The organism is Pseudomonas sp. NFACC41-3 (assembly GCF_900109505.1).
In the GTDB taxonomy this organism is placed as follows: domain Bacteria; phylum Pseudomonadota; class Gammaproteobacteria; order Pseudomonadales; family Pseudomonadaceae; genus Aquipseudomonas; species Aquipseudomonas chlororaphis.
This window is the reverse complement of the sequence record NZ_FOAE01000005.1, coordinates 106,916-124,822: the sequence shown is the minus strand read 5'-3', so window position 1 is coordinate 124,822 and position 17,907 is coordinate 106,916. Positions and strand designations below refer to the sequence as shown.

Here is a 17,907-nt window from a genome sequence, read left to right as displayed (position 1 = left end):
GAGAGTTCAGGGGCGGAAAGGGTCGGGCTGACCGGGGCACTGTTTCAGGCGGGCAATAACATCAGGGGCTGTTTTCGTGATGTCGATCTTAGCGCTCCCATCAAGGTAAATGCCCATTGTTCTCCACCGTTTTGGCGTGATGTAGATGCACCGGGCCGGGGTCGTATCGGCCCACCAATCGAACATCATAAAGAAATCCTTATCGGGGAAAATATGCCCTGCATCACCGGTTGTCTCACCCGGCATCAAGTCTCGTCGAAATATTGAATGCTGCGTATTGAAGACGTATTTGAGTTCTTTTGAGCCATCGTCTGAGTAGTAAATGACGACCCTTGGCAAAGCCAAATACCAGCATGCAATGAGGACGCAAACGAATCCTGTAATCCACCGCCCTAAGTAGCGCTTTTTCTCACTTGCAGACATGTGGTTGAACTCCTTTCGCCCAGTCGCTTATGGGTACTGCCAACACTTTGTCCATAATGATTTTCCCTGTGAGGCCGCCATTTGGATATTCCTTGTATAGGCTCATCCCGATAATAATCGAGACCCTGTCGGGTACATCATCCCATGCGCGCATACCTTCAACGCCCTGGGTCCTTTGCGGGCCATCAAATCTCTTAGGGTTTTTGATGAAGCGCCAAGTGTCTGATCCAATTTGCTCTACACCAGCACCGTCCAATAAGACACTCTCAGAAAGCCCACCTGCGACACCAACATATCCGTAGTGGATGTTCGACCAGATATCGTAGAAATATTCATAGGCACCTTGCTTATGCCAAGGGTATTCACCAAAGAGATTTTTCAGCTTTGGCTTGTGGTCCCAAGGCCGGTTCTGCCCCACTCGCTCAGTCCAGATAGCAAAAGCCTTGGCTTTCTTTCCGAGCGCCAAACTGTAGAAGTCTGGGCCGGGACCGAGCCGCATGTAGAACGGAAGCTCAGCGTATTTTCGTGTTTCCATTGCTGGGTCAAAGTTATTCAAATCCTTCATCTGTCGCACAGACGGGCTGTTGATGTTGGCATTCATCTCGCCCGCAATATAGGCAGCCAGTTCCTCCATGCGATCGGGGTCGGTACAGGCCTTCTCCTCTGGCTGCTCTTCAGGCGCCTTAGAGGTCGCATTGGGATCAATCAAGGCATTTGCAGCAGTCGCCTTCTCGGTCAGCCTCGGGTCGGCCAGCAAGGTCGCCATCTTTTCATCGTCTACCGAGCCGTCTGGGCGAAACACACCGAGGGTTGCGAAGTTAATGATTGCCGCGTCAGGAGTGGGGCCCATGACAAAGCCACCGAAGGTGTCACCCGACCCCGTAATGATTGTCCCACCGTGACTGGTCGGGCTCCCTAAGTGGGCCATAGGGCGGCCATTCAGGATGATCGAGGGAAACCCCGTGGTGATGACTGCGCCACAACCGCAAGTGTCACCGACTCGGGCTGCTCCCATGAAGTTGATGTTGATGTCACCAGAAGCGGAAGCAATAGGAGTGGTGCCGTGACCGGGAAGAGGGCAGACGTGTTTGTCGCCCAGGCGAGCAGAAGAGAGCATTTTATCGTCCCTGCGTTGACTGATCCGCGGGGCTCTTTGTAGAGCCGCGCAAACCTAGCAAGCGGCGATGGGCAAGGCTTTAGGACGATTCTGAACTTGGATAGAGTCTAGCGAGGTCTGAGAGTCTGGCTGGAAAATCTGCATGGCCACCGCACTACGTCTACATACGAGGGTTCCAGCAGACTTGCGAACTGAGTCTGATACTGCGCGCGCAGGCCCCAGGAAGTTGCGCTTTCGAGGGGCTCAACGTGTTGGAACAGTGTTAGACACGCTGTGCGAGAAGCCCGTAGAATGGCCGTGCCTAGCTCATCTGCTGTCTTTTTCGAGTAGATTGCCAACTCACCTCGTAGCCAGTTGTGCCGATGAATATCCCTAATCTGATCACCGTTCTACGCGTTCTGCTCATCCCGATCTTCATTTTGCTGTTTTACCTGCCTTACTCCTGGAGCTACATGGCCGCCAGTTCCGTCTTCGCGTTCGCCGCGGCCACCGACTGGCTCGATGGCTACCTGGCGCGACGCCTGGAGCAAAGCACACCGTTCGGGGCCTTCCTCGATCCGGTGGCCGACAAGTTGATGGTGGCGGTGGCCCTGGTGCTGCTGGTGCAAGAGCACGGCAACCTGTGGCTGACCCTGCCGGCGGCGGTGATCATCGGGCGTGAAATCGTCGTTTCCGCCCTCCGCGAGTGGATGGCCGAACTGGGTGCCCGCGCGCAAGTGGCGGTATCCAACATGGGCAAATGGAAAACCGCCGCGCAGATGCTGGCGCTGGTGATTCTGCTGGCCAACCCGCCGGCCTTCACCTTCTGGGTGCTGCTGGGTTATGCCTTGTTGCTGATCGCGGGAGGCCTGACCCTGTGGTCCATGCTGCAGTACCTGCGCGCCGCCTGGCCGCATCTGAAGACCGATGTGGAAAAGAAATAAAACTTTTTTGAATCAAGGGGTTGACGCAGTTTCGAATTTCTATAGAATGCACACCACCAAGACGCGGGAATAGCTCAGTTGGTAGAGCACGACCTTGCCAAGGTCGGGGTCGCGAGTTCGAGTCTCGTTTCCCGCTCCAAATATTGTTCTACAGGCTTCTATTGAGGTCTGCAGAAAATGAAAAAAGAGGCTTCGGCCTCTTTTTTCGTTCCAGTAAGTTTTTCTCGAAAGTATTAGCAGCCACGATTTTTTAGTACATTAATCCGGCGCTTTGACCCCTGATCCGAGTGAAACAGTAGGTCCTGCGGATCCAGCACAACCGCCAGATAGTGTCATTTATCCTGGGCCAAGATGTAAGTGATGTCCCCGCACCACACCTGGTTGGGTGCCGGCACATCGAACTCCCGACTCAAAATGTTCGGGATATCCAACCATTCGGCCGTCGCTCTTTTGGTTAACGGAGTGCCGCAGTCAATCACACAGACCACGCGGCGGGTATGGATCTCGCTCTCCAGCGCAGCATGCCTTGAGTCGCAGACGTCAATAGGCCAATGACGTTAACCAGCAGCAGCGTCATGTGTTGATTGTCACGCTCAGCGTGCCGCTGCTTGCTCGTCCGGGCATGGCATCCCAGCCTTGGCCCAGAGTTCCAATCGCTCGATAAACTGATCGTGTGTGATGCTTGGCGTGGATCGACCAGCACCGGGATCCCAAGCCCATAGCACCAGCGGATCGGTTCTCATATGTTCGATGACTTCTTCGGGTGTTTTACGATTGCCATTGCGTTTGGGGTCCTGCATTTGATGGCATATCTGCGCACTGGTCAGCCCCTCCCAGACCATAGGCAACGGTGGCATATGCCACCCGCGAGCACCTGGCACCTTGCCGTCGGCGGTGTTCTTCTCTTGATGGCAGGCAATACATTGCATCGTGGGTGCTCCCAGACCTGCCGTGCCACGCACTACATTCTGGATATGAGCAATCATCGAATCTTTTTGGGTCGGCCGTGCACTCTGATGGCAGTTCATACAGCGGGGGCTTTGTAAGACGCTCACGACTGGATCGAACAATTGATAAGCGTTGGGCTCCTGAGCCTGTGCGTCGAATGACATAATACTCAGCGCGGCAGACAGCCGCAGAATCGTCGCTCTTGTGATGTACATGTCAGGTTACCTTAGACAACACGAAAGGAATGGCGTAGCGGTAGCGATCGTACTGGCTGCCCGGTCGCCCATAGGATTGCGTTGGCCAGCGCTGGAGCCACGCCAGCAACGCCAGGCTCCCCAGCGCCACCGGGAGACTCGGCGCTTTCTACTACCATCGTTTCGATCTGCGGCATCTGACTCATGCGGACGACTGGATAGTCATCGTAGTTGCCCTGCTGTACCTCTCCTTTGTTCAGGGTAATTTCGCCGTACAGCGCTGACGAGAGACCAAAAGCAATGCTCGACTCCATCTGCGCCTTGACCAGGTCGGGATTCACCGCCACGCCGCAGTCAATGACGGAGTACACCTTATGCACGGTAAGCGTTTGATCAGTCGCGACGCTAGCCTCGACCACGGTCCCTACAAAACTACCGTATGACTCGTGGACCACAATGCCTCGGAATACGCCTGCTTTCGGTTGCGTCGACCAATTGGCCAACTTGGCCACTGCATCGAGTGTGGCAAGGTGACGCGGCTTTTCTTGCAGCAGTTCACGGCGCATTTGGTAAGGATCCTTGCCTATCCCATGCGCAATCTCTTCAAGAAAGTGCTCAACGGCGAAGGCTGTATGCGAGTGCCCCACTGAGCGCATCCACAATACGGGAACCTGGAAGCGTGGCGTGTGCAAGTCGACTCGCAGATTCGGGATGGCGTAAGGAATATCTTCAGCTCCTTCAACCGAGAGCGAGTCAATGCCGTTTTTGACAATGAAGCGTTCCATCACTGTGCCGGTACCGATCGACTGCACGGCGATACGGTTGGTCCAAGAGGTAATAGTGCCCTGAGAGTCAAGAGTCGCACTGAGCCGATGGTAGGCACTGGGACGATAATAACCGCCCTGGATATCTTGATCGCGTGTCCAGATCATCTTGACCGGCCGACGAACTGCCTTGGCGATGTGCGCGGCCGCGATGATGACGTCGAAACCGAGCGAAGAGCGTCGACCAAATCCACCGCCGGTCAACAGGGTATGAAGTTTTACCTGCTCCGGTTTCAGCCCAAGTACCGAGGCCGCCGCATGTTGGTCACCTTCGGGCCATTGCGTGCTCATCCACACTTCAGCAGTGTTTCCTCCGCGATAATCGATGGTGGCATTAAGTGGCTCCATCGGCGCGTGAGTGAGGTAAGGAAACCAGTAGTCGGCGGTGAATGTTTTCGCGGCGCTCCGTTGTGCCAATCCTATATCGCCAGTGCTACGTGCCACCGTTCCTTCAAGTGACATCAGATGACGATACATAATGCGCTGTTCATCCGTCGAAACGCGCTCGCCATTCACATCGCTATACATCAGAACGAGGGCATCACGAGCTCGCTTTGCCGACCAGAAATCCTTGGCCACCACAGCGACCCCCTGCGGCGTTTCATAGACACCGACGACATTGGGCATAGCCTTGGCCACTGTGGCGTCGACGTGTGAGATTTTGCCACCGAAAAGCGGCGGGCGCGCGAGCACCGCGATGAGCATGCCAGGTACATAGGCATCCATGCCAAACTTACCCGAACCGTCGACCTTGGTCATGGCGTCGATACGACGAAGTGGTTTGCCGATGATCTTGAAGTTCTTCGGGTCCTTGAGCTTTGGATTTGCTGGCGGCTCAATACCCACGGCATCGACTGCTAGCTCACCGTAAGTGGCACTACGATCGCTCGCGTCGTGGATCACGCGGCCGGTGTCGGTACGCAGTGATGACACATCGACGTGCCAGCGCTTTGCGGCGGCAGCTAGCATCACTTCGCGGACAGCGGCACCGGCTTTACGCTGAGGCTCGTATTGGGCGATTGTCGTCAGGCTGCCACCCGTAAGTTGCTGATGCATTAGAGGGTTCTGATAGGCGGGTGCCGTGGGTGCCTGCTCCCAACGCACACGTTGCCAATCAGCGTCCATTTCCTCGGCAACCAGCATTGGGATTATGGTTGTGACGCCTTGCCCCATTTCGGTATGACCCACAATTACCGTGATCCAGTTGTCAGCAGTGATACGTACAAAAGCATTAGGCTGCACGGTTTTATGGGGCATCTGTACAGGGGTACCCGCCATCACTTCGGGTAAATGAAAACCCACCATGATCCCGCCACCGGCAATTGCGCTTAATTGAAGAAAATGTCGCCGACTAAGGCCTGTGACTGAGGCAGAGTGCTTCGTTCCAAAGGTATCCAGAATGCGTTTCATGCCAGGCTCTCCGCAATCTGGTGAATGGCTGCCCGAATACGCGGGTACATCCCACATCGACAGATGTTGCCTGACATGGCCTGATCAATATCAGTGTCGGTGGGCTTCGGTATTTGTGTAAGTAATGCCACCGCGGCCATTACTTGACCCGATTGACAGTAACCGCATTGGGGGACATTGAGGTCCGTCCATGCCTTCTGCACACGCTTGCCAATATTAGAACTCCCCATCGCCTCGATGGTGGTGATGGACCTGCCTGTCACAACTTCGGCAGGCGTCACGCAGGATCTAACGGGTATGCCATCGAGAAGCACGGTGCAGGCACCGCACAGCGCCGCACCGCAACCAAACTTGGTTCCCGTGAGTTGCAAGTCTTCACGTAATGCCCATAAAAGAGGACGACCATTCGAGGCGTCAACTTCTCGCCAATCTCCATTAACTTTAATCTTAGCCATGATATTCCCTCTTTATTGGACGGAAAAATATGGAGCAATCTCACCTACGGCTGTAGCGATGATGCCGGTGGCAAGAGTGGCGTGGATATAGTAGAAGTAGGCACCCTACGGCCTGGTTACTCGAGCGGGTAACGTGGTGGTATTAAAGCCAAGCATGTACCTGCAACTCGGAATCAACGGGTGATGACCAGATAATTGTAAGACAATAGACGTGCCTACAAAGCGCCAAAGCATGAGGTGACGATAGAGCAGGTTTTGCCTGGGATACCACTTCGGCATCCAAGGCTTTGATCCCAACAAATAGTCGTACCTGGATCGCTTTTACTCGATGCGCTGTTGCAGTAAATCACTAGTGTGCTTCCCTGTTGTGCCAAGTCGCGAGGAATCAATCCACCTGTTTTCTGTTCCCCCGTCGATGAAAACAATTTCACTCTTGATCGGGTAGCCTGCTACATGGCCTGCTCCTGGAGGCAGGAGATATCGCTTACTTTAAAACGTTCGAATTTAAAAATAAGCTAGTCATTTATGGATAGACAATCCTTGATTTCTGAACAATGGAAGTATGCCTCCGAATATCCGGTCCCGCACACTTAAACCGGCTCCCATCTATGAGGGTAGCGACTTGGCAATATCACTTGCCCGTTGAATCGACATGAAGGGTAATGGGTTAAACGATTGTAATAAGTTCGTAGCATTTGAGACTGTAATCCAGCGCTTTGCTAATAACCGAGTCGCCGTGTACGAGCTGGCTCTGGGCGATCATCCAGGCGTGCAAGAGGTCCATCACTGGCACGGCCTTATCGTCACATACCAACTTGACCTTCCTATCTTGCTGGAAGTTGTGAGGGTGTTCTCCGCCGCGGACTGCGTCTTTTCAGGACGTCGTGCTGCCTGCACGCCAGTTGGTGATGCCAAGATGTCGACAAGTATTTCTGTCAGATGACGGAACCCGGCTCTGTTGTCGGCGGATTCGATTTCGCTGGATCGATGCGATCCAGGCTTGAACCAGGAATTGCTGGATACGGCCCAAGCTCTTCAAGCTCCCGCAGGAGTCCGCTGTCGATGTAGCCAGGAATCTTTCGATACTCACCCAGCACTCGCGCGTAGAACTCAGGGTCTTGATGCCAACTGGATTTGTCGACGCGGAAATAATTGATCCACCGCGCACTTATCGAGGGTTCGGGCCAGTGGCGCCGCAGCGTCATCAGGTATCGCCGCGCCGAGCAAACCTTGCCGACGGCAAGGACGCTGCGCCGCTCTTCGGGAGCAAGTTGCGATTGCGCCAGCGCACGCGCAAAGCGAACGTTCTCGCCGGTGTTCATGGCTGTGGGCTCTATGAGGAGGGCAGTCTCCGGAATGCCGAGTTCCATCAGCCGGCTCGCGATGACGCGCGCCTCGACGGTGGAGCATTCTCCAGTTTGGCCGCCCGAGACGATAGCCCGCAGAAACATCTGAGCGTGCCACAGGGTAGCGATCTCCGCACAGAACTCTTCAACGCCGTGCCGCGTGCCAAAGATCAACGCCAGATCGGAACGGGTGGCCGGTATCTCCGGCATTACGTAGTCACCGATCGCCTGCAGCTCTTCGTTCGTCATCAGATCACCTTGTGCAAGGAGGGTCGAATTCGAGAATGCGGATCATACGAGGAAGGGCGTCGCTTGGTTGTCATCCCGAAAGCGTCCTCCATTGCCAAAATGGAATCTGGATCGGCGAGTACAACATGTCACCGCTGATTACTGTGCGCAGTGGCGGGCACGGTGGCCGATAACCAAACAGAAAAACGCGTGATGACATATGGCTGACATCAAGTTGTTGTCCTTTATGAAAAAGGCAGTTTGAACTGGGCGGAATTTTGGGATTGTCTATCCAGATTGGACGAGTTTATCTGTCAGTCCCTCTTACCTAGACTTCAACGCTATCCAGCAGGCAGGGCGGATATTTCCCATGGTCGCCATTCTGTCACTGGAGCAATTGTATTTCTCGCCGGTAGTGAGGCCAGGGTCCTGGGTGGTCTGCTTGCACGCGACCTGAACCAGAGGGTTTCGCTTGACTGCAACAGAGCTGTACGCCTATGGGTCTGTCGTCGCGGTTCCTGTGGTAGGGCACAGTCTTGCAGGGGGGCGATTCTACGCGAAGCGCCGCGGCTCCCTTTCGATTGCCCATGCAGGACAGCGCACCCGATGCATGGGCGGTTTGTGCCTTCTCAACATCGGTATTTTCGCCTGTGCCCGCGAGGCGCAACAGCGTTTTTTGCTTATTGCGCGAGGCTTGTCGGGGCAGGGCGTTTTGCCCAGCCTGACGTTGCGCGAACCAGGAGGTTGGACATGCATGTACTGATGGTCATGGCGGGAGGTCTGCTCCTTCTGTTGGTGTTTATTCTGTTCGGCTGGCTTTGGGGCGGGGACAGCCTGGGCATGGCACTGGCGACCAAGGCCTTTGTCCCTTTCTGGCTGCTGATGGCAGGCATCAATATGTGGGTGGGTGTCACCTACGCGGGTTATAGCGTGCGCCAAGAGTTGCCTATCCTGTTGCTGGTCTTCGCCATGCCTACCCTGGCCGCGGGCATTGCTCTCTGGCAGTTCGCCCGTGCCTGACATGCCTTGGATACGGGAGATTCATTTATGTCGGTAGAGGGCAGCGCGGGTGATCTGGTCAAGGTCGTGACCTTACTGGGGGCGGCGGTGGTGGCAGTGCCCCTGTTCAAACGCCTGGGCCTAGGCTCCGTACTGGGCTATCTGGCGGCGGGGCTGGTGATCGGTCCCTTCGGGCTGGGCCTGTTCAACGACCCGCAGACCATCTTGCACACCGCCGAGTTAGGGGTGGTGATGTTTCTCTTTGTCATCGGGCTGGAAATGCGCCCCTCTCATCTGTGGAGCATGCGGCGCGACATCTTCGGCCTGGGCAGTCTGCAGACACTGACCTGCGGTGTGTTGCTGACCGGGGTAGGGTTGGCGTTCGGTTTTCCGCTGGCGGTGTCTTTCGTCAGCGCGATGGGCTTTGTGCTCACGTCTACCGCCATCGTCATGCAGTTGTTGGGCGAGCGTGGCGACGTTGCCGCAGCACGCGGGCAGAAAATCGTGGCGATACTGCTTTTCGAAGACCTGTTGATCGTACCGCTGTTGGCGCTGGTGGCGTTTATCGCCCCTCTCGATCCTTCTGTGCCGGTTGCCGACTCGCGCTGGGCCAGTATCGGCATCGCGGCAGGTTCACTCGCGGCGCTGGTCGCCGTGGGGACCTGGCTGCTCAACCCGTTGTTTTACATCCTGGCCAACTCCAGGGCGCGCGAGGTGATGACTGCGGCCGCATTGCTGGTGGTGCTGGGCGCGGCACTGTTGATGCAACTGGGCGGTCTGTCCATGGCCATGGGGGCCTTCCTCGCCGGGGTGCTGTTGTCGGAGTCGACTTTCCGTCACCAGCTCGAGGCGGATATCGAACCCTTCCGTGGTTTGCTGCTGGGGCTGTTCTTCCTGGGCGTTGGGATGTCGCTGGACTTGACGGTGGTCGCACGCAATTGGCCGCTCATCGTCGCCGGCGTGCTGGCGATGATGGCCGTCAAGTCACTGTGTATCTACAGCCTGGCGCGGCTGACGAGGAGTTCCCACGCCGATGCCATGGACCGGGCCGTGCTGATGGCCCAGGGCGGTGAGTTCGCCTTTGTGCTCTTTGGCGCCGCCTTGGCCAGTGGGGTGATAGCCCCGCAGGTCAACGCCAACATGACCGCCGTGATCGTGCTCTCCATGGCACTGACGCCGTTGGTGGTCATCGTCTACCGGCGTTGGGGACCCAAGCACGGAGCCTCCCTGGAAGGCACGCAGGCGCCGGAGAATCTGGCCGGCAGCGTGCTGATCATCGGCTTTGGCCGTTTTGGGCAGATCGTGAGTCAGCATGTGCTGGCGATGGGCGCCGATATCTCCATCATCGACAACCAGCCTCAGGTTATACGCGACGCCAAGGATTTCGGCTTCAAGGTGTACTACGGCGACGGCACCTACCCCGACATATTGCATGCCGCCGGGGCGCACCACGCCCGCGCCATCCTGGTATGCGTCGACGACCGCAAGGCTGCCACGCGAATCGTCGAGTATGCCAAGACCCGGTTCCCCCATGCCCGTGTGCTGGCACGCGCACTCGACCGGGAGCACGCTATCGAACTGATCAACGCCGATGTGGATTACCAGATCCGCGTCACCTTCGAGTCGGCCATGACCTTTGGGCAAGAGGCATCGAAGGTGCTGGGCGCGACACCCGATGGGGCCGAGGAGATTGCCGCCGATCTACGCCGCAAGGACGCCGAGCGCCTGGCGCTGGAAGTAGCGGGTGGCATTTATGCCGGCAAGTCCATGATCCTGGGCAATACGGTCGCCAAGGACCGATGATCATGGCCTCTATCATCGACACGCAGGCAACTGCCGTCGTCCGGTTCTGGCGGGAGGCGGGCGCCAGTCAGTGGTTCGCCAAGGACCCAGCGTTCGACCGACGCTTTCGCGAGCGTTTTCTCGACCTGCATCGGTCGGTGGTTCGCGGTGAACGCGACGCTTGGCTGGATACCCCCGAGGGCGCGCTGGCGCTGCTGATCCTGCTCGACCAGTTTCCGCGCAACGCCTTTCGTGGCACCGCGGACATGTACGCAACGGACACCCTGGCCCGACATGTCGCCCGCCTGGCGCAGGCAGCGGGGCATATGGAGGCGGTCGATGCTGATCTGAGGCTGTTCTTCTGCCTGCCCTTTGCCCATTCCGAGGACCTCGTCGACCAGGATTTTTCGGTCCTGCTCAATACTCGATTGGGGCAACCCTGGCTCGCCCATGCCGAAGGGCATCGAGATGTCATCCGCCGATTTGCTCGTTTCCCCCATCGCAATCGACTGCTCGGACGCGAGAGTACGCCTGAGGAAAAACGTTTTCTGGAGGAGGGGGGCTTCGCCGGTTAGGCATTATTATGGACAAGCTTATCCAGTACCGTATTTTCATCCAGGTCTCCGAAATGGGCAGCTTCATCAAGGCGGCCCACATGCTCGAATTGCCGCGGGCTTCGGTATCTGCCGCTATTCAGGAGTTGGAGACAGATCTGGGCGTACGGCTATTGCATCGAACGACACGACGGGTGCAATTGACCGCCGATGGCACTCAGTTGCTGGAGCGGGTACGACGGCTACTGGCGGATGCTGACGACATCCAGCGGCTGTTTCAGCTGCATCAACACCAGGTCTCTGGACGCTTGAACATCAATGTTCCCAGCCGTATCGCCCGAAGGCTGATCGCACCGGCCCTGCCGACTCTCAAGCGCAGCTATCCAGAGCTGCAGCTCGCTTTGGGCTCCACAGATCGCGCTATCGATCTGGTGCAGGAAGGGGTCGACTGCGTCGTCCGCGTTGGTCATCTGCTCGACAGCAGTCTGTTCGCCCGGACGATCGGGCATATCGCGCTGATCAACTGTGCCTCCGTTGATTATCTTCGCCAGCATGGCACCCCGAAGGAGCCGGGAGACCTGACACATGGGCATTTCTCGGTAGGGTATGCCTCGCCGAATAACGGTCGTGAGCTACCTTGGGAGTATGTAAGCGATGGCAAGACCCATGAGGTGGCAGTACCCAGCTGGGTGATCGTCAATAACGCCGAGAGCTATATCGCCTGCTGCATGGCGGGAATGGGGTTGATTCAGATCCCCCGGTTCGATGTGCAACACCTGCTCGATTCCAGGCAACTGGTGGAAGTCATGCCCGAGTTTCGGGCCGCGTCGATGCCTGTCTCGCTGCTGTACCCACATCGACGCCAACGCTCGCGTCGGCTCAATGCGTTCATCGAATGGTTTGAGGGGTTGATGCTGTCATCTCTTGAGGCTCCGGATTCGCTCTGATCCGCTCATGTTCGTTCAGCATCCGCCACTCGCGGCGCGGACTTTGCCTCGGCCTGTCATCAGCTTGACCTCCAGTACTTCGCCAATGTCGGAGGCGCTATGCAAGGGCGCAATATTTGTATCGAAGTTGAAGTCCTGGAGGGTGGTCGGACCGATGTGGTCGTCTCATCTATATATGTGTCAGTCGCCGTGGCCGTTATCCAGACCGATAGACACTTGCTGATTCTGATGTTCAGAGACGAACAAACACGGAGAGGTTTGCCACTTCGAATAAAGCGATCTATCAACCAGCCTATCAAGTTGAGGTCATAGAACTTGACGCCTCGAAGTCAGAAACGGTTGCCAAACTGTACAAGCAGTATCCGCAAGGGATTGGATGTTTTTCCTGGATTGTTTGTCTGGATTTTATGGGCTTTCCATTGAGTTCCGATTAATTACACTTAATCTTCAGACATAGAGGACTATCTAGCTGTAAACAGGATGACCGTGATCGACGACTTCGTCGAATACACTCACATACCCCACGCCTCCAGTTTTATTCAACGCAGTTAATTAACAGGAGTATGCAGTCATGAATTTGCAAGGAAAAGTTGCAATAGTCACGGGGTCGTCCAAGGGGCTCGGGCGCGCCATTGCGCTACGCCTGGCCGAACGCGGTGCCAATGTCGTGATCAATTACTCGAGAGACAAAGCACCTGCTGATGAAGTAGTGGCTGCGGCGATAGCTGAAGGTGTCAAGGCGATCAGCGTACAAGCAGATGTGTCCAACGTTGTTGAAATTGAAGCGTTGTTTCAGGCCGGGCTCAGGACATTCGGCAAAATCGATATTGTCGTGGCCAACGCGGGCATAGAAAAGGTCAACATTCAGGTGGTCGACGTGACCGAGGAGGACTTTGATCTACTATTTCGCGTTAACACCAAGGGTCCCTACTTCGTCATGCAGGCTGCAGCTCGCCACATCGCTGATGGCGGCCGAATCATCAATATTGCCTCCAGCTCGACATCGCGCCCGCAACCAGGACTTGGTCTTTACGGGACTAGCAAATCCGCGCCGAAATATCTCGTGCGGGTGTTAGCCCAGGAAATCGGTCATCGCAAAGTCACCGTCAATTCACTTGTCCCTGGCCCGATCGACGGCGCCGGCATCTTCACCGGAGTCGGTGACGACGATCCTTACAAAAAGAGTTTGCTCGAGACGATCCCGATTGGGAGGCTCGCAAAGGCACAAGATGTCGCTGATATCGCGGAATTTCTCGCCAGCGACCAATCGTTCTTCATTACCGGTGAAGAGATTCTGATGAATGGCGGCTCAAGCAACTGAATCGGGCAAACGAAACCGCATCCGGTTTCTATTGCCCTCTAATTGGGAGGTGTGTAATGACTGAGACAATGCTAATGAAGGCGGTACAGGCCGTAGAGGTAGGTGGAACTTTCGTCGTGTCCCAGATTCCCGTACCCGTACCTGGTCCAAAACAGGTTAGGGTCAAAGTACATGCGTGTGGCGTCTGTGCTGGGGAAAATATTGCTCGAATGGGCATGCTGGGTGTGACTTATCCCCGAGTACCTGGGCATGAAGTGGCCGGTGAGATCGACTCGGTAGGCGCCGAGGTGACGACCTGGAAACCTGGAGACCGTGTGGGAGTTGGCTGGCACGGGGGGAGTTGTTTTAACTGTGAGTATTGCCGTCAGGGCGACTTCACCAACTGCATCGACCGTATGATCGTGGGGGCGAGTTACGATGGAGGGTATGCCGAATATATGGTGGTACCGCAAGATGCTCTAGCGCGGATTCCCAATGTGCTGTCTTTTGCGGAGGCTGCTCCGCTGATGTGTGCGGGTATTACAACATTCAACGCGTTACGTCATTCTGGCGCTCGTCCGGGCGATACAGTTGCGATTCATGGCGTGGGAGGGTTAGGCCATCTTGCCGTTCAGTTTGCGAATAAAATGGGGTTCCGCACGGTAGTGGTGAGCCGTGGTCGCGCCAAGGAAGTCCTGGCCCGCAAGCTTGGAGCTGACGAATACATCGACAGTACTGAGGGGAGCGCAGGAGAGGCCCTGGCACGTTTAGGTGGAGCGACAGTAGTGCTCTCAACGGTAGGATCAGGCGTAGCACAGGTGGATCTGACCTTGGGTCTCAAGCCTAATGGTCGTCTTGTGTTTGTAGCGACCGACCATCAGCCTCTGGGTGTTTCCCCTGACTTACTGGTATTTGGTCGGCGTAGTATCGCTGGTTGGTATAGTGGCAATGCCAAAGACAGCGAGGAAACTATGGCGTTTGCGGCGCTCAAGGGGGTGCGGGCAATGATTGAAACCTATCCGCTTGAAGACGCAGAGGAAGTCTTCCTGAATATGAGCAAAGCGAAATTTCGTTCGGTGCTTACGATTTAACGCATTGTGTAGAAGTGCGGGTCTGATCTGACAGTTGCTAGGCTCTCTAGTTTTGACTGTCAGATCGATCCTCAATCGACCCCAAGTTGATGGAATACCAGAAGGTGCAACTCACCTGCACTTACCAACAGCAGTATGTCAGCCACGTGTTGAGCGATGTGATGGCGACACAAGTTGGAAAGTCCGAAGTAAGCAGAAAATTAAGATGAATCCCGAATTGAGGTACTTACTTCTCGTCTTGGTTGTTACCTGTGGTGTTTCTGGCTGTGACTCGCGAAAGAGTTGGCTGCAAAGGTCGCCAGGCCGGGCACCATTCTCGAAATGCTTTCAGGAATGCTGTTAATGTCACCAGGTGATTTTCCGGATGCCGGGCGAGCGCCAAGTCTATTACAGGCGGGGCATCAACCAGCGGTCGAGCCACTACATCTTGTGAAAACAGGCGCGCTGGCTTGATGATCGTTCATCCGATTGACTATGGGTAGAATCCAGTAGCGTAGCTTGGAATCACTCCTTCTTGGCCCTTGATACACCCCAAAAACAAGTCCAGAGTTGAGTCTTTTCCTACTTTGGCAAGAAAAGAAATCCCTTAGATTTCAATGGGTAGGACGCTAGATGCGAGTCTCGTTTCCTGCTCCAAGATTCAGAAAAAAGCCACTCAGATGAGTGGCTTTTTTTTGCCCTGTTGTTTCCCGTTTCAGGCTCTGTGCGAAATCCTTTGAAGCCGCTGCCGCACTTGAGCACCGGGGTTCGGTAGAGTTCGTGGCCATCGAAGGCAGTAGGCCACGATGGCAAAACGGTACGAACCCCCGATGCGGCTGGGGAGCGGGTTGCTGAATCTCTTCGAACAGCCCCGACGAAGTGGCCGACCGATGGCTACTCCAGTGGCTGCCCATCAAGTTGAACGAGCAGGGTTGAGCGCATCGCGTCGACAAACTTGCAGAAAGCTATGCAGCGATGGCCTCGTTAGTTTGAGCCATGCGGTGTTTGCGACGTTACTTTGCGTACAGAACTTAGCGAATAGGCACTGCCGCAGGGCAGCCCTCTGACCCTTGGCCATCGGGGCGAATTGCGGCGATGCATTCGTCCAGTGCACCGTACTCACGCTTCCAAAACTGCGACTACACTCGATCTTGCTGGCCCGGAAGGATCGACGGCAGCCATAAGTTTTCGTTGGTCCCTTGAAAATTTTCTTCGAGACAAGGAGCAGTCATGACTTCGCTAGACTCACTTCAGCAAAGGCAAATCAGTCTTACACACGCTTTCGTGGTCAATAATGCGGCGAGGTATTCGCCGACCTGGGAAAACATCAAGAACCCTTCACCAAGCCAGGTTAAAGACAACATTCTTTCGCGTCTTAATGGCTCCAAGGTAGGCGGCGGCTATGGCGTAGCCTGGGGCCCCGCGCTGGTGATGGATGGCGATTACACGGCTCACATCACAGTGGTGCTGATCGGCGGGAAAAATGAGAACGACATCGTAGTAGTGACAAGCGGGACCCTTCTCAATTCTCCCTTGGATCAGCTGGACGATCTTGATATTTTTCCAATGGTGCCGTTGCAGAAACTTATCAAGAGCTGCCCGGTGCCGGCGAACATATCTCAGGGAACTGAGGGGGGGGTACACGCGATATTGCATACGGCATCCAAGATCGGTTCTCAGGGCACGCTGTGTGATTTTCTAGGGAAGCAGCGAAGCGGGGCGACGATCCGGTTGGTCGGTCATAGCCTTGGCGGGGCGCTCATGTCAGTGGTCGCGCTTTATCTGAAAGACAAATTCTCGGGCTTTAACTTTTATTGCGAAACGATTGCTGCACCAACGGCTGGCGATGGTTTTTTTGCGAGCTATTTCAATAAGCAAATGGCCGGTAATGCGCTACGGATATACAACACTCTGGATGCTATACCGATGGCGTGGTGCGCCACTTCTCTCGACTTCTCCTTGACGCTCTATGAACCAACCAATGTCATTGATGAAGACACGAAGAAAGCGGTTTGCCTTGGAATAGATATCGTTACAAACAATAATTTGAACTATACGCAATGGGGCATGGGCAGCGCACAAATGGAGCTGCGGCTCTGTGGGAAACTGCAATCCAGTTGCACAAGCTATAAGGCCCAATCCGGCTATCAGCACATCTACGAGTACATGTCGCTGCTGGGGTTGCAGCCTGGCGATATACCGATGCCACCGTTTGGCAGCTAGTGCGATAGTCTCGTCGCCAAGATGTTCGAGTTGCAGTTGTCGGCATTGCTTCGGGAAGCCTGCGCAACTGCAATTCGCGCATCCGGGAACGGCTTGGGAAGCTCCGGACAAGTTCCCAAGCCTGCTGAAACAGGGCCTCACTGCAAAACTGGTTCTCCCTGAGTGATCATCGAGCGCCTACCCGAGGGTCTAAGTTAGCGCACGATAAGGTGTAACGAGACGCTGAACAACGTTAGAGTCGGGCATCAATCCAGGCCCAAACATCTTTGTTAAGCCAACCTTGATATTCCCCTTTGTTCAGTTTGGTGACGAAGATACGGTCATTGCTGTCAAGTTTAAGTCGAAGATCTTCATCGATCTGGGCTGCTGTGGCGTTACTGCTAATCCAGCGAACAGATTCCAGCCCAGGATCTTTAACATTCTGATAGCGATCCAAATGTTGGATGAACACTTGGCGAGCTTGAGCGTAATTGCCGCGTTCCTTGTTGAGATTCCATGTGACCAAAAAAACAGACATCTGCTACCCCTTGTTTTCATCATGGGAACGCCGGGCATGCCAATTGCTGGCACACAGTGGGCGTCGATATAGGGATGGCGCCTCTTCTCCGATGAGGGCCAGCCACAGGTTCGATGGCCGAACTCAGCCAGGTACTGCGAATACCGCCTCGATCTCGATATTGACCTCTGGCGAGAACAAGCCGGCCACCCTCACCAGTGAGCTGGCCGGGTAGGCACCGCCATAGTTTTTCGACAGGACTTCACGCAATGCGCCGACTTCGTCCATCGAGGTCACGAAGATGGTCACCTTGATGAGGTCGCGCATGCCGATTCCTTCGGCCTAGGTGACGCGCTTGATCTGTTCGAATATGGCTTCGGCCTGCCTGGCGATGTCTTTGCCCTGGGCCGGCGTACCGAAGGCTGTCATGCCGGACAGGTACAGGGTGCCGTTGTGACGAACCGAAACGGAGTAGGGGCCGGCCGGTTCGGGCAGGGTGGGATAGTTTTTTCTGGTGACCACTGAGGTTTCTCCATTACCGGAAATTGGGCTATCTGCCGCCGATGCGGGCAGAGCATTGACCAGGCCTGCCAACACACAGGCAACTGCAAGAGCTTTCATAACGCTACTTCTCCTTCGACAAAAAATGCTGCTTCAACTGGGCTGCC

17 protein-coding genes, 1 tRNA gene and 1 pseudogene are annotated in these 17,907 nt (G+C 55.5%); 9 read left to right on the top strand and 10 right to left on the bottom strand.

Annotation, left to right across the window (positions count from 1 at the left end):
• Positions 1 to 6: 6 nt before the first annotated feature.
• Together BMY68_RS22205 and BMY68_RS22200 are read right to left on the bottom strand one after the other, a co-directional pair.
• Positions 7 to 423, bottom strand: a complete 417-nt coding sequence (locus BMY68_RS22205; RefSeq protein WP_037004821.1) for a hypothetical protein — start codon at positions 421 to 423, stop codon at positions 7 to 9.
• On the bottom strand, positions 410 to 1,540 hold the full coding sequence (locus BMY68_RS22200; RefSeq protein WP_085534355.1) for a polymorphic toxin type 44 domain-containing protein: 1,131 nt from the start codon (positions 1,538 to 1,540) through the stop codon (positions 410 to 412). The genes BMY68_RS22205 and BMY68_RS22200 overlap by 14 nt, the downstream gene beginning before the upstream one ends.
• Positions 1,541 to 1,902: 362 nt before the next feature.
• Here BMY68_RS22200 and pgsA point away from each other — a divergent pair, with 362 nt between their 5' ends.
• Positions 1,903 to 2,463, top strand: coding sequence for a CDP-diacylglycerol--glycerol-3-phosphate 3-phosphatidyltransferase (gene pgsA, locus BMY68_RS22195; protein ID WP_007924430.1), 561 nt, complete (start codon positions 1,903 to 1,905; stop codon positions 2,461 to 2,463).
• Between the two features lie 63 nt (positions 2,464 to 2,526).
• Positions 2,527 to 2,602 (top strand) — tRNA-Gly (locus BMY68_RS22190).
• Positions 2,603 to 2,798: 196 nt separating this feature from the next.
• On the opposite strand, the pseudogene BMY68_RS29700 reads toward BMY68_RS22190, so the two are convergent.
• The 5 genes and pseudogenes from BMY68_RS29700 to BMY68_RS22170 form a co-directional block, all read right to left on the bottom strand.
• Positions 2,799 to 2,915, bottom strand: a pseudogene (locus BMY68_RS29700) (IS3 family transposase); the annotation flags it as partial.
• A 141-nt stretch (positions 2,916 to 3,056) separates the two neighbouring features.
• Complete coding sequence (locus tag BMY68_RS22185; RefSeq protein ID WP_009044406.1) at positions 3,057 to 3,626, bottom strand: hypothetical protein; 570 nt, start codon at positions 3,624 to 3,626, stop codon at positions 3,057 to 3,059.
• 11 nt (positions 3,627 to 3,637) lie between these two features.
• Complete coding sequence (locus tag BMY68_RS22180) at positions 3,638 to 5,839, bottom strand: xanthine dehydrogenase family protein molybdopterin-binding subunit (RefSeq protein WP_085534356.1); 2,202 nt, start codon at positions 5,837 to 5,839, stop codon at positions 3,638 to 3,640.
• Entirely contained in the window at positions 5,836 to 6,294 is a 459-nt protein-coding gene (locus BMY68_RS22175) for a (2Fe-2S)-binding protein (protein ID WP_009044404.1), read from the bottom strand. The genes BMY68_RS22180 and BMY68_RS22175 overlap by 4 nt, the downstream gene beginning before the upstream one ends.
• Before the next feature lie 935 nt (positions 6,295 to 7,229).
• On the bottom strand, positions 7,230 to 7,889 hold the full coding sequence (locus BMY68_RS22170) for a YdcF family protein (protein WP_085534358.1): 660 nt from the start codon (positions 7,887 to 7,889) through the stop codon (positions 7,230 to 7,232).
• 729 nt (positions 7,890 to 8,618) lie between these two features.
• Here BMY68_RS22170 and BMY68_RS22165 point away from each other — a divergent pair.
• From BMY68_RS22165 to BMY68_RS22135, 7 genes are all read left to right on the top strand, one after another.
• Positions 8,619 to 8,888: a hypothetical protein gene (locus tag BMY68_RS22165; protein ID WP_053262084.1), complete on the top strand. Its 270-nt coding sequence runs from the start codon at positions 8,619 to 8,621 to the stop codon at positions 8,886 to 8,888.
• Positions 8,889 to 8,915: 27 nt separating this feature from the next.
• Positions 8,916 to 10,670: a monovalent cation:proton antiporter-2 (CPA2) family protein gene (locus BMY68_RS22160; protein ID WP_085534359.1), complete on the top strand. Its 1,755-nt coding sequence runs from the start codon at positions 8,916 to 8,918 to the stop codon at positions 10,668 to 10,670.
• Complete coding sequence (locus tag BMY68_RS22155) at positions 10,667 to 11,224, top strand: DUF924 family protein (protein WP_085534361.1); 558 nt, start codon at positions 10,667 to 10,669, stop codon at positions 11,222 to 11,224. The genes BMY68_RS22160 and BMY68_RS22155 overlap by 4 nt, the downstream gene beginning before the upstream one ends.
• Before the next feature lie 8 nt (positions 11,225 to 11,232).
• The gene (locus BMY68_RS22150) at positions 11,233 to 12,150 is read left to right on the top strand and encodes a LysR family transcriptional regulator (protein ID WP_085534363.1); all 918 of its coding nucleotides are present in this window, start codon (positions 11,233 to 11,235) and stop codon (positions 12,148 to 12,150) included.
• Between the two features lie 571 nt (positions 12,151 to 12,721).
• The gene (locus BMY68_RS22145; protein WP_085534364.1) at positions 12,722 to 13,471 is read left to right on the top strand and encodes a glucose 1-dehydrogenase; all 750 of its coding nucleotides are present in this window, start codon (positions 12,722 to 12,724) and stop codon (positions 13,469 to 13,471) included.
• Positions 13,472 to 13,527: 56 nt separating this feature from the next.
• Positions 13,528 to 14,541, top strand: coding sequence for an alcohol dehydrogenase catalytic domain-containing protein (locus tag BMY68_RS22140; RefSeq protein ID WP_085534366.1), 1,014 nt, complete (start codon positions 13,528 to 13,530; stop codon positions 14,539 to 14,541).
• A 1,209-nt stretch (positions 14,542 to 15,750) separates the two neighbouring features.
• Positions 15,751 to 16,743: a lipase family protein gene (locus tag BMY68_RS22135; RefSeq protein ID WP_085534368.1), complete on the top strand. Its 993-nt coding sequence runs from the start codon at positions 15,751 to 15,753 to the stop codon at positions 16,741 to 16,743.
• A 232-nt stretch (positions 16,744 to 16,975) separates the two neighbouring features.
• Here BMY68_RS22135 and BMY68_RS22130 read toward each other — a convergent pair whose 3' ends face one another.
• The 3 genes from BMY68_RS22130 to BMY68_RS30175 all read right to left on the bottom strand — a co-directional run bounded on the left by BMY68_RS22130 (position 16,976) and on the right by BMY68_RS30175 (position 17,860).
• The gene (locus tag BMY68_RS22130; protein WP_081232172.1) at positions 16,976 to 17,260 is read right to left on the bottom strand and encodes a hypothetical protein; all 285 of its coding nucleotides are present in this window, start codon (positions 17,258 to 17,260) and stop codon (positions 16,976 to 16,978) included.
• A 123-nt stretch (positions 17,261 to 17,383) separates the two neighbouring features.
• Positions 17,384 to 17,566 (bottom strand): RidA family protein, encoded by a 183-nt coding sequence (locus BMY68_RS30180; RefSeq protein ID WP_239694122.1) that lies wholly within the window; start codon positions 17,564 to 17,566, stop codon positions 17,384 to 17,386.
• Between the two features lie 15 nt (positions 17,567 to 17,581).
• Entirely contained in the window at positions 17,582 to 17,860 is a 279-nt protein-coding gene (locus tag BMY68_RS30175; RefSeq protein WP_239694121.1) for a RidA family protein, read from the bottom strand.
• Between the last annotated feature and the right edge of the window lie 47 nt (positions 17,861 to 17,907).

Coding starts and splice junctions, on each gene's coding strand:
- BMY68_RS22165 (WP_053262084.1), top strand. CDS start 8,619: ATGCATGTACTGATGGTCATGGCGGGAGGTCTGCTCCTTCTGTTGGTG.
- BMY68_RS22140 (WP_085534366.1), top strand. CDS start 13,528: ATGACTGAGACAATGCTAATGAAGGCGGTACAGGCCGTAGAGGTAGGT.
- BMY68_RS22145 (WP_085534364.1), top strand. CDS start 12,722: ATGAATTTGCAAGGAAAAGTTGCAATAGTCACGGGGTCGTCCAAGGGG.
- BMY68_RS22200 (WP_085534355.1), bottom strand. CDS start 1,540: ATGCTCTCTTCTGCTCGCCTGGGCGACAAACACGTCTGCCCTCTTCCC.
- BMY68_RS22185 (WP_009044406.1), bottom strand. CDS start 3,626: ATGTACATCACAAGAGCGACGATTCTGCGGCTGTCTGCCGCGCTGAGT.
- BMY68_RS22150 (WP_085534363.1), top strand. CDS start 11,233: ATGGACAAGCTTATCCAGTACCGTATTTTCATCCAGGTCTCCGAAATG.
- BMY68_RS22175 (WP_009044404.1), bottom strand. CDS start 6,294: ATGGCTAAGATTAAAGTTAATGGAGATTGGCGAGAAGTTGACGCCTCG.
- BMY68_RS22170 (WP_085534358.1), bottom strand. CDS start 7,889: ATGACGAACGAAGAGCTGCAGGCGATCGGTGACTACGTAATGCCGGAG.
- BMY68_RS22130 (WP_081232172.1), bottom strand. CDS start 17,260: ATGTCTGTTTTTTTGGTCACATGGAATCTCAACAAGGAACGCGGCAAT.
- BMY68_RS22180 (WP_085534356.1), bottom strand. CDS start 5,839: ATGAAACGCATTCTGGATACCTTTGGAACGAAGCACTCTGCCTCAGTC.
- BMY68_RS22155 (WP_085534361.1), top strand. CDS start 10,667: ATGATCATGGCCTCTATCATCGACACGCAGGCAACTGCCGTCGTCCGG.
- BMY68_RS30180 (WP_239694122.1), bottom strand. CDS start 17,566: ATGCGCGACCTCATCAAGGTGACCATCTTCGTGACCTCGATGGACGAA.
- BMY68_RS22160 (WP_085534359.1), top strand. CDS start 8,916: ATGTCGGTAGAGGGCAGCGCGGGTGATCTGGTCAAGGTCGTGACCTTA.
- BMY68_RS30175 (WP_239694121.1), bottom strand. CDS start 17,860: ATGAAAGCTCTTGCAGTTGCCTGTGTGTTGGCAGGCCTGGTCAATGCT.
- BMY68_RS22135 (WP_085534368.1), top strand. CDS start 15,751: ATGACTTCGCTAGACTCACTTCAGCAAAGGCAAATCAGTCTTACACAC.
- BMY68_RS22205 (WP_037004821.1), bottom strand. CDS start 423: ATGTCTGCAAGTGAGAAAAAGCGCTACTTAGGGCGGTGGATTACAGGA.
- pgsA (WP_007924430.1), top strand. CDS start 1,903: ATGAATATCCCTAATCTGATCACCGTTCTACGCGTTCTGCTCATCCCG.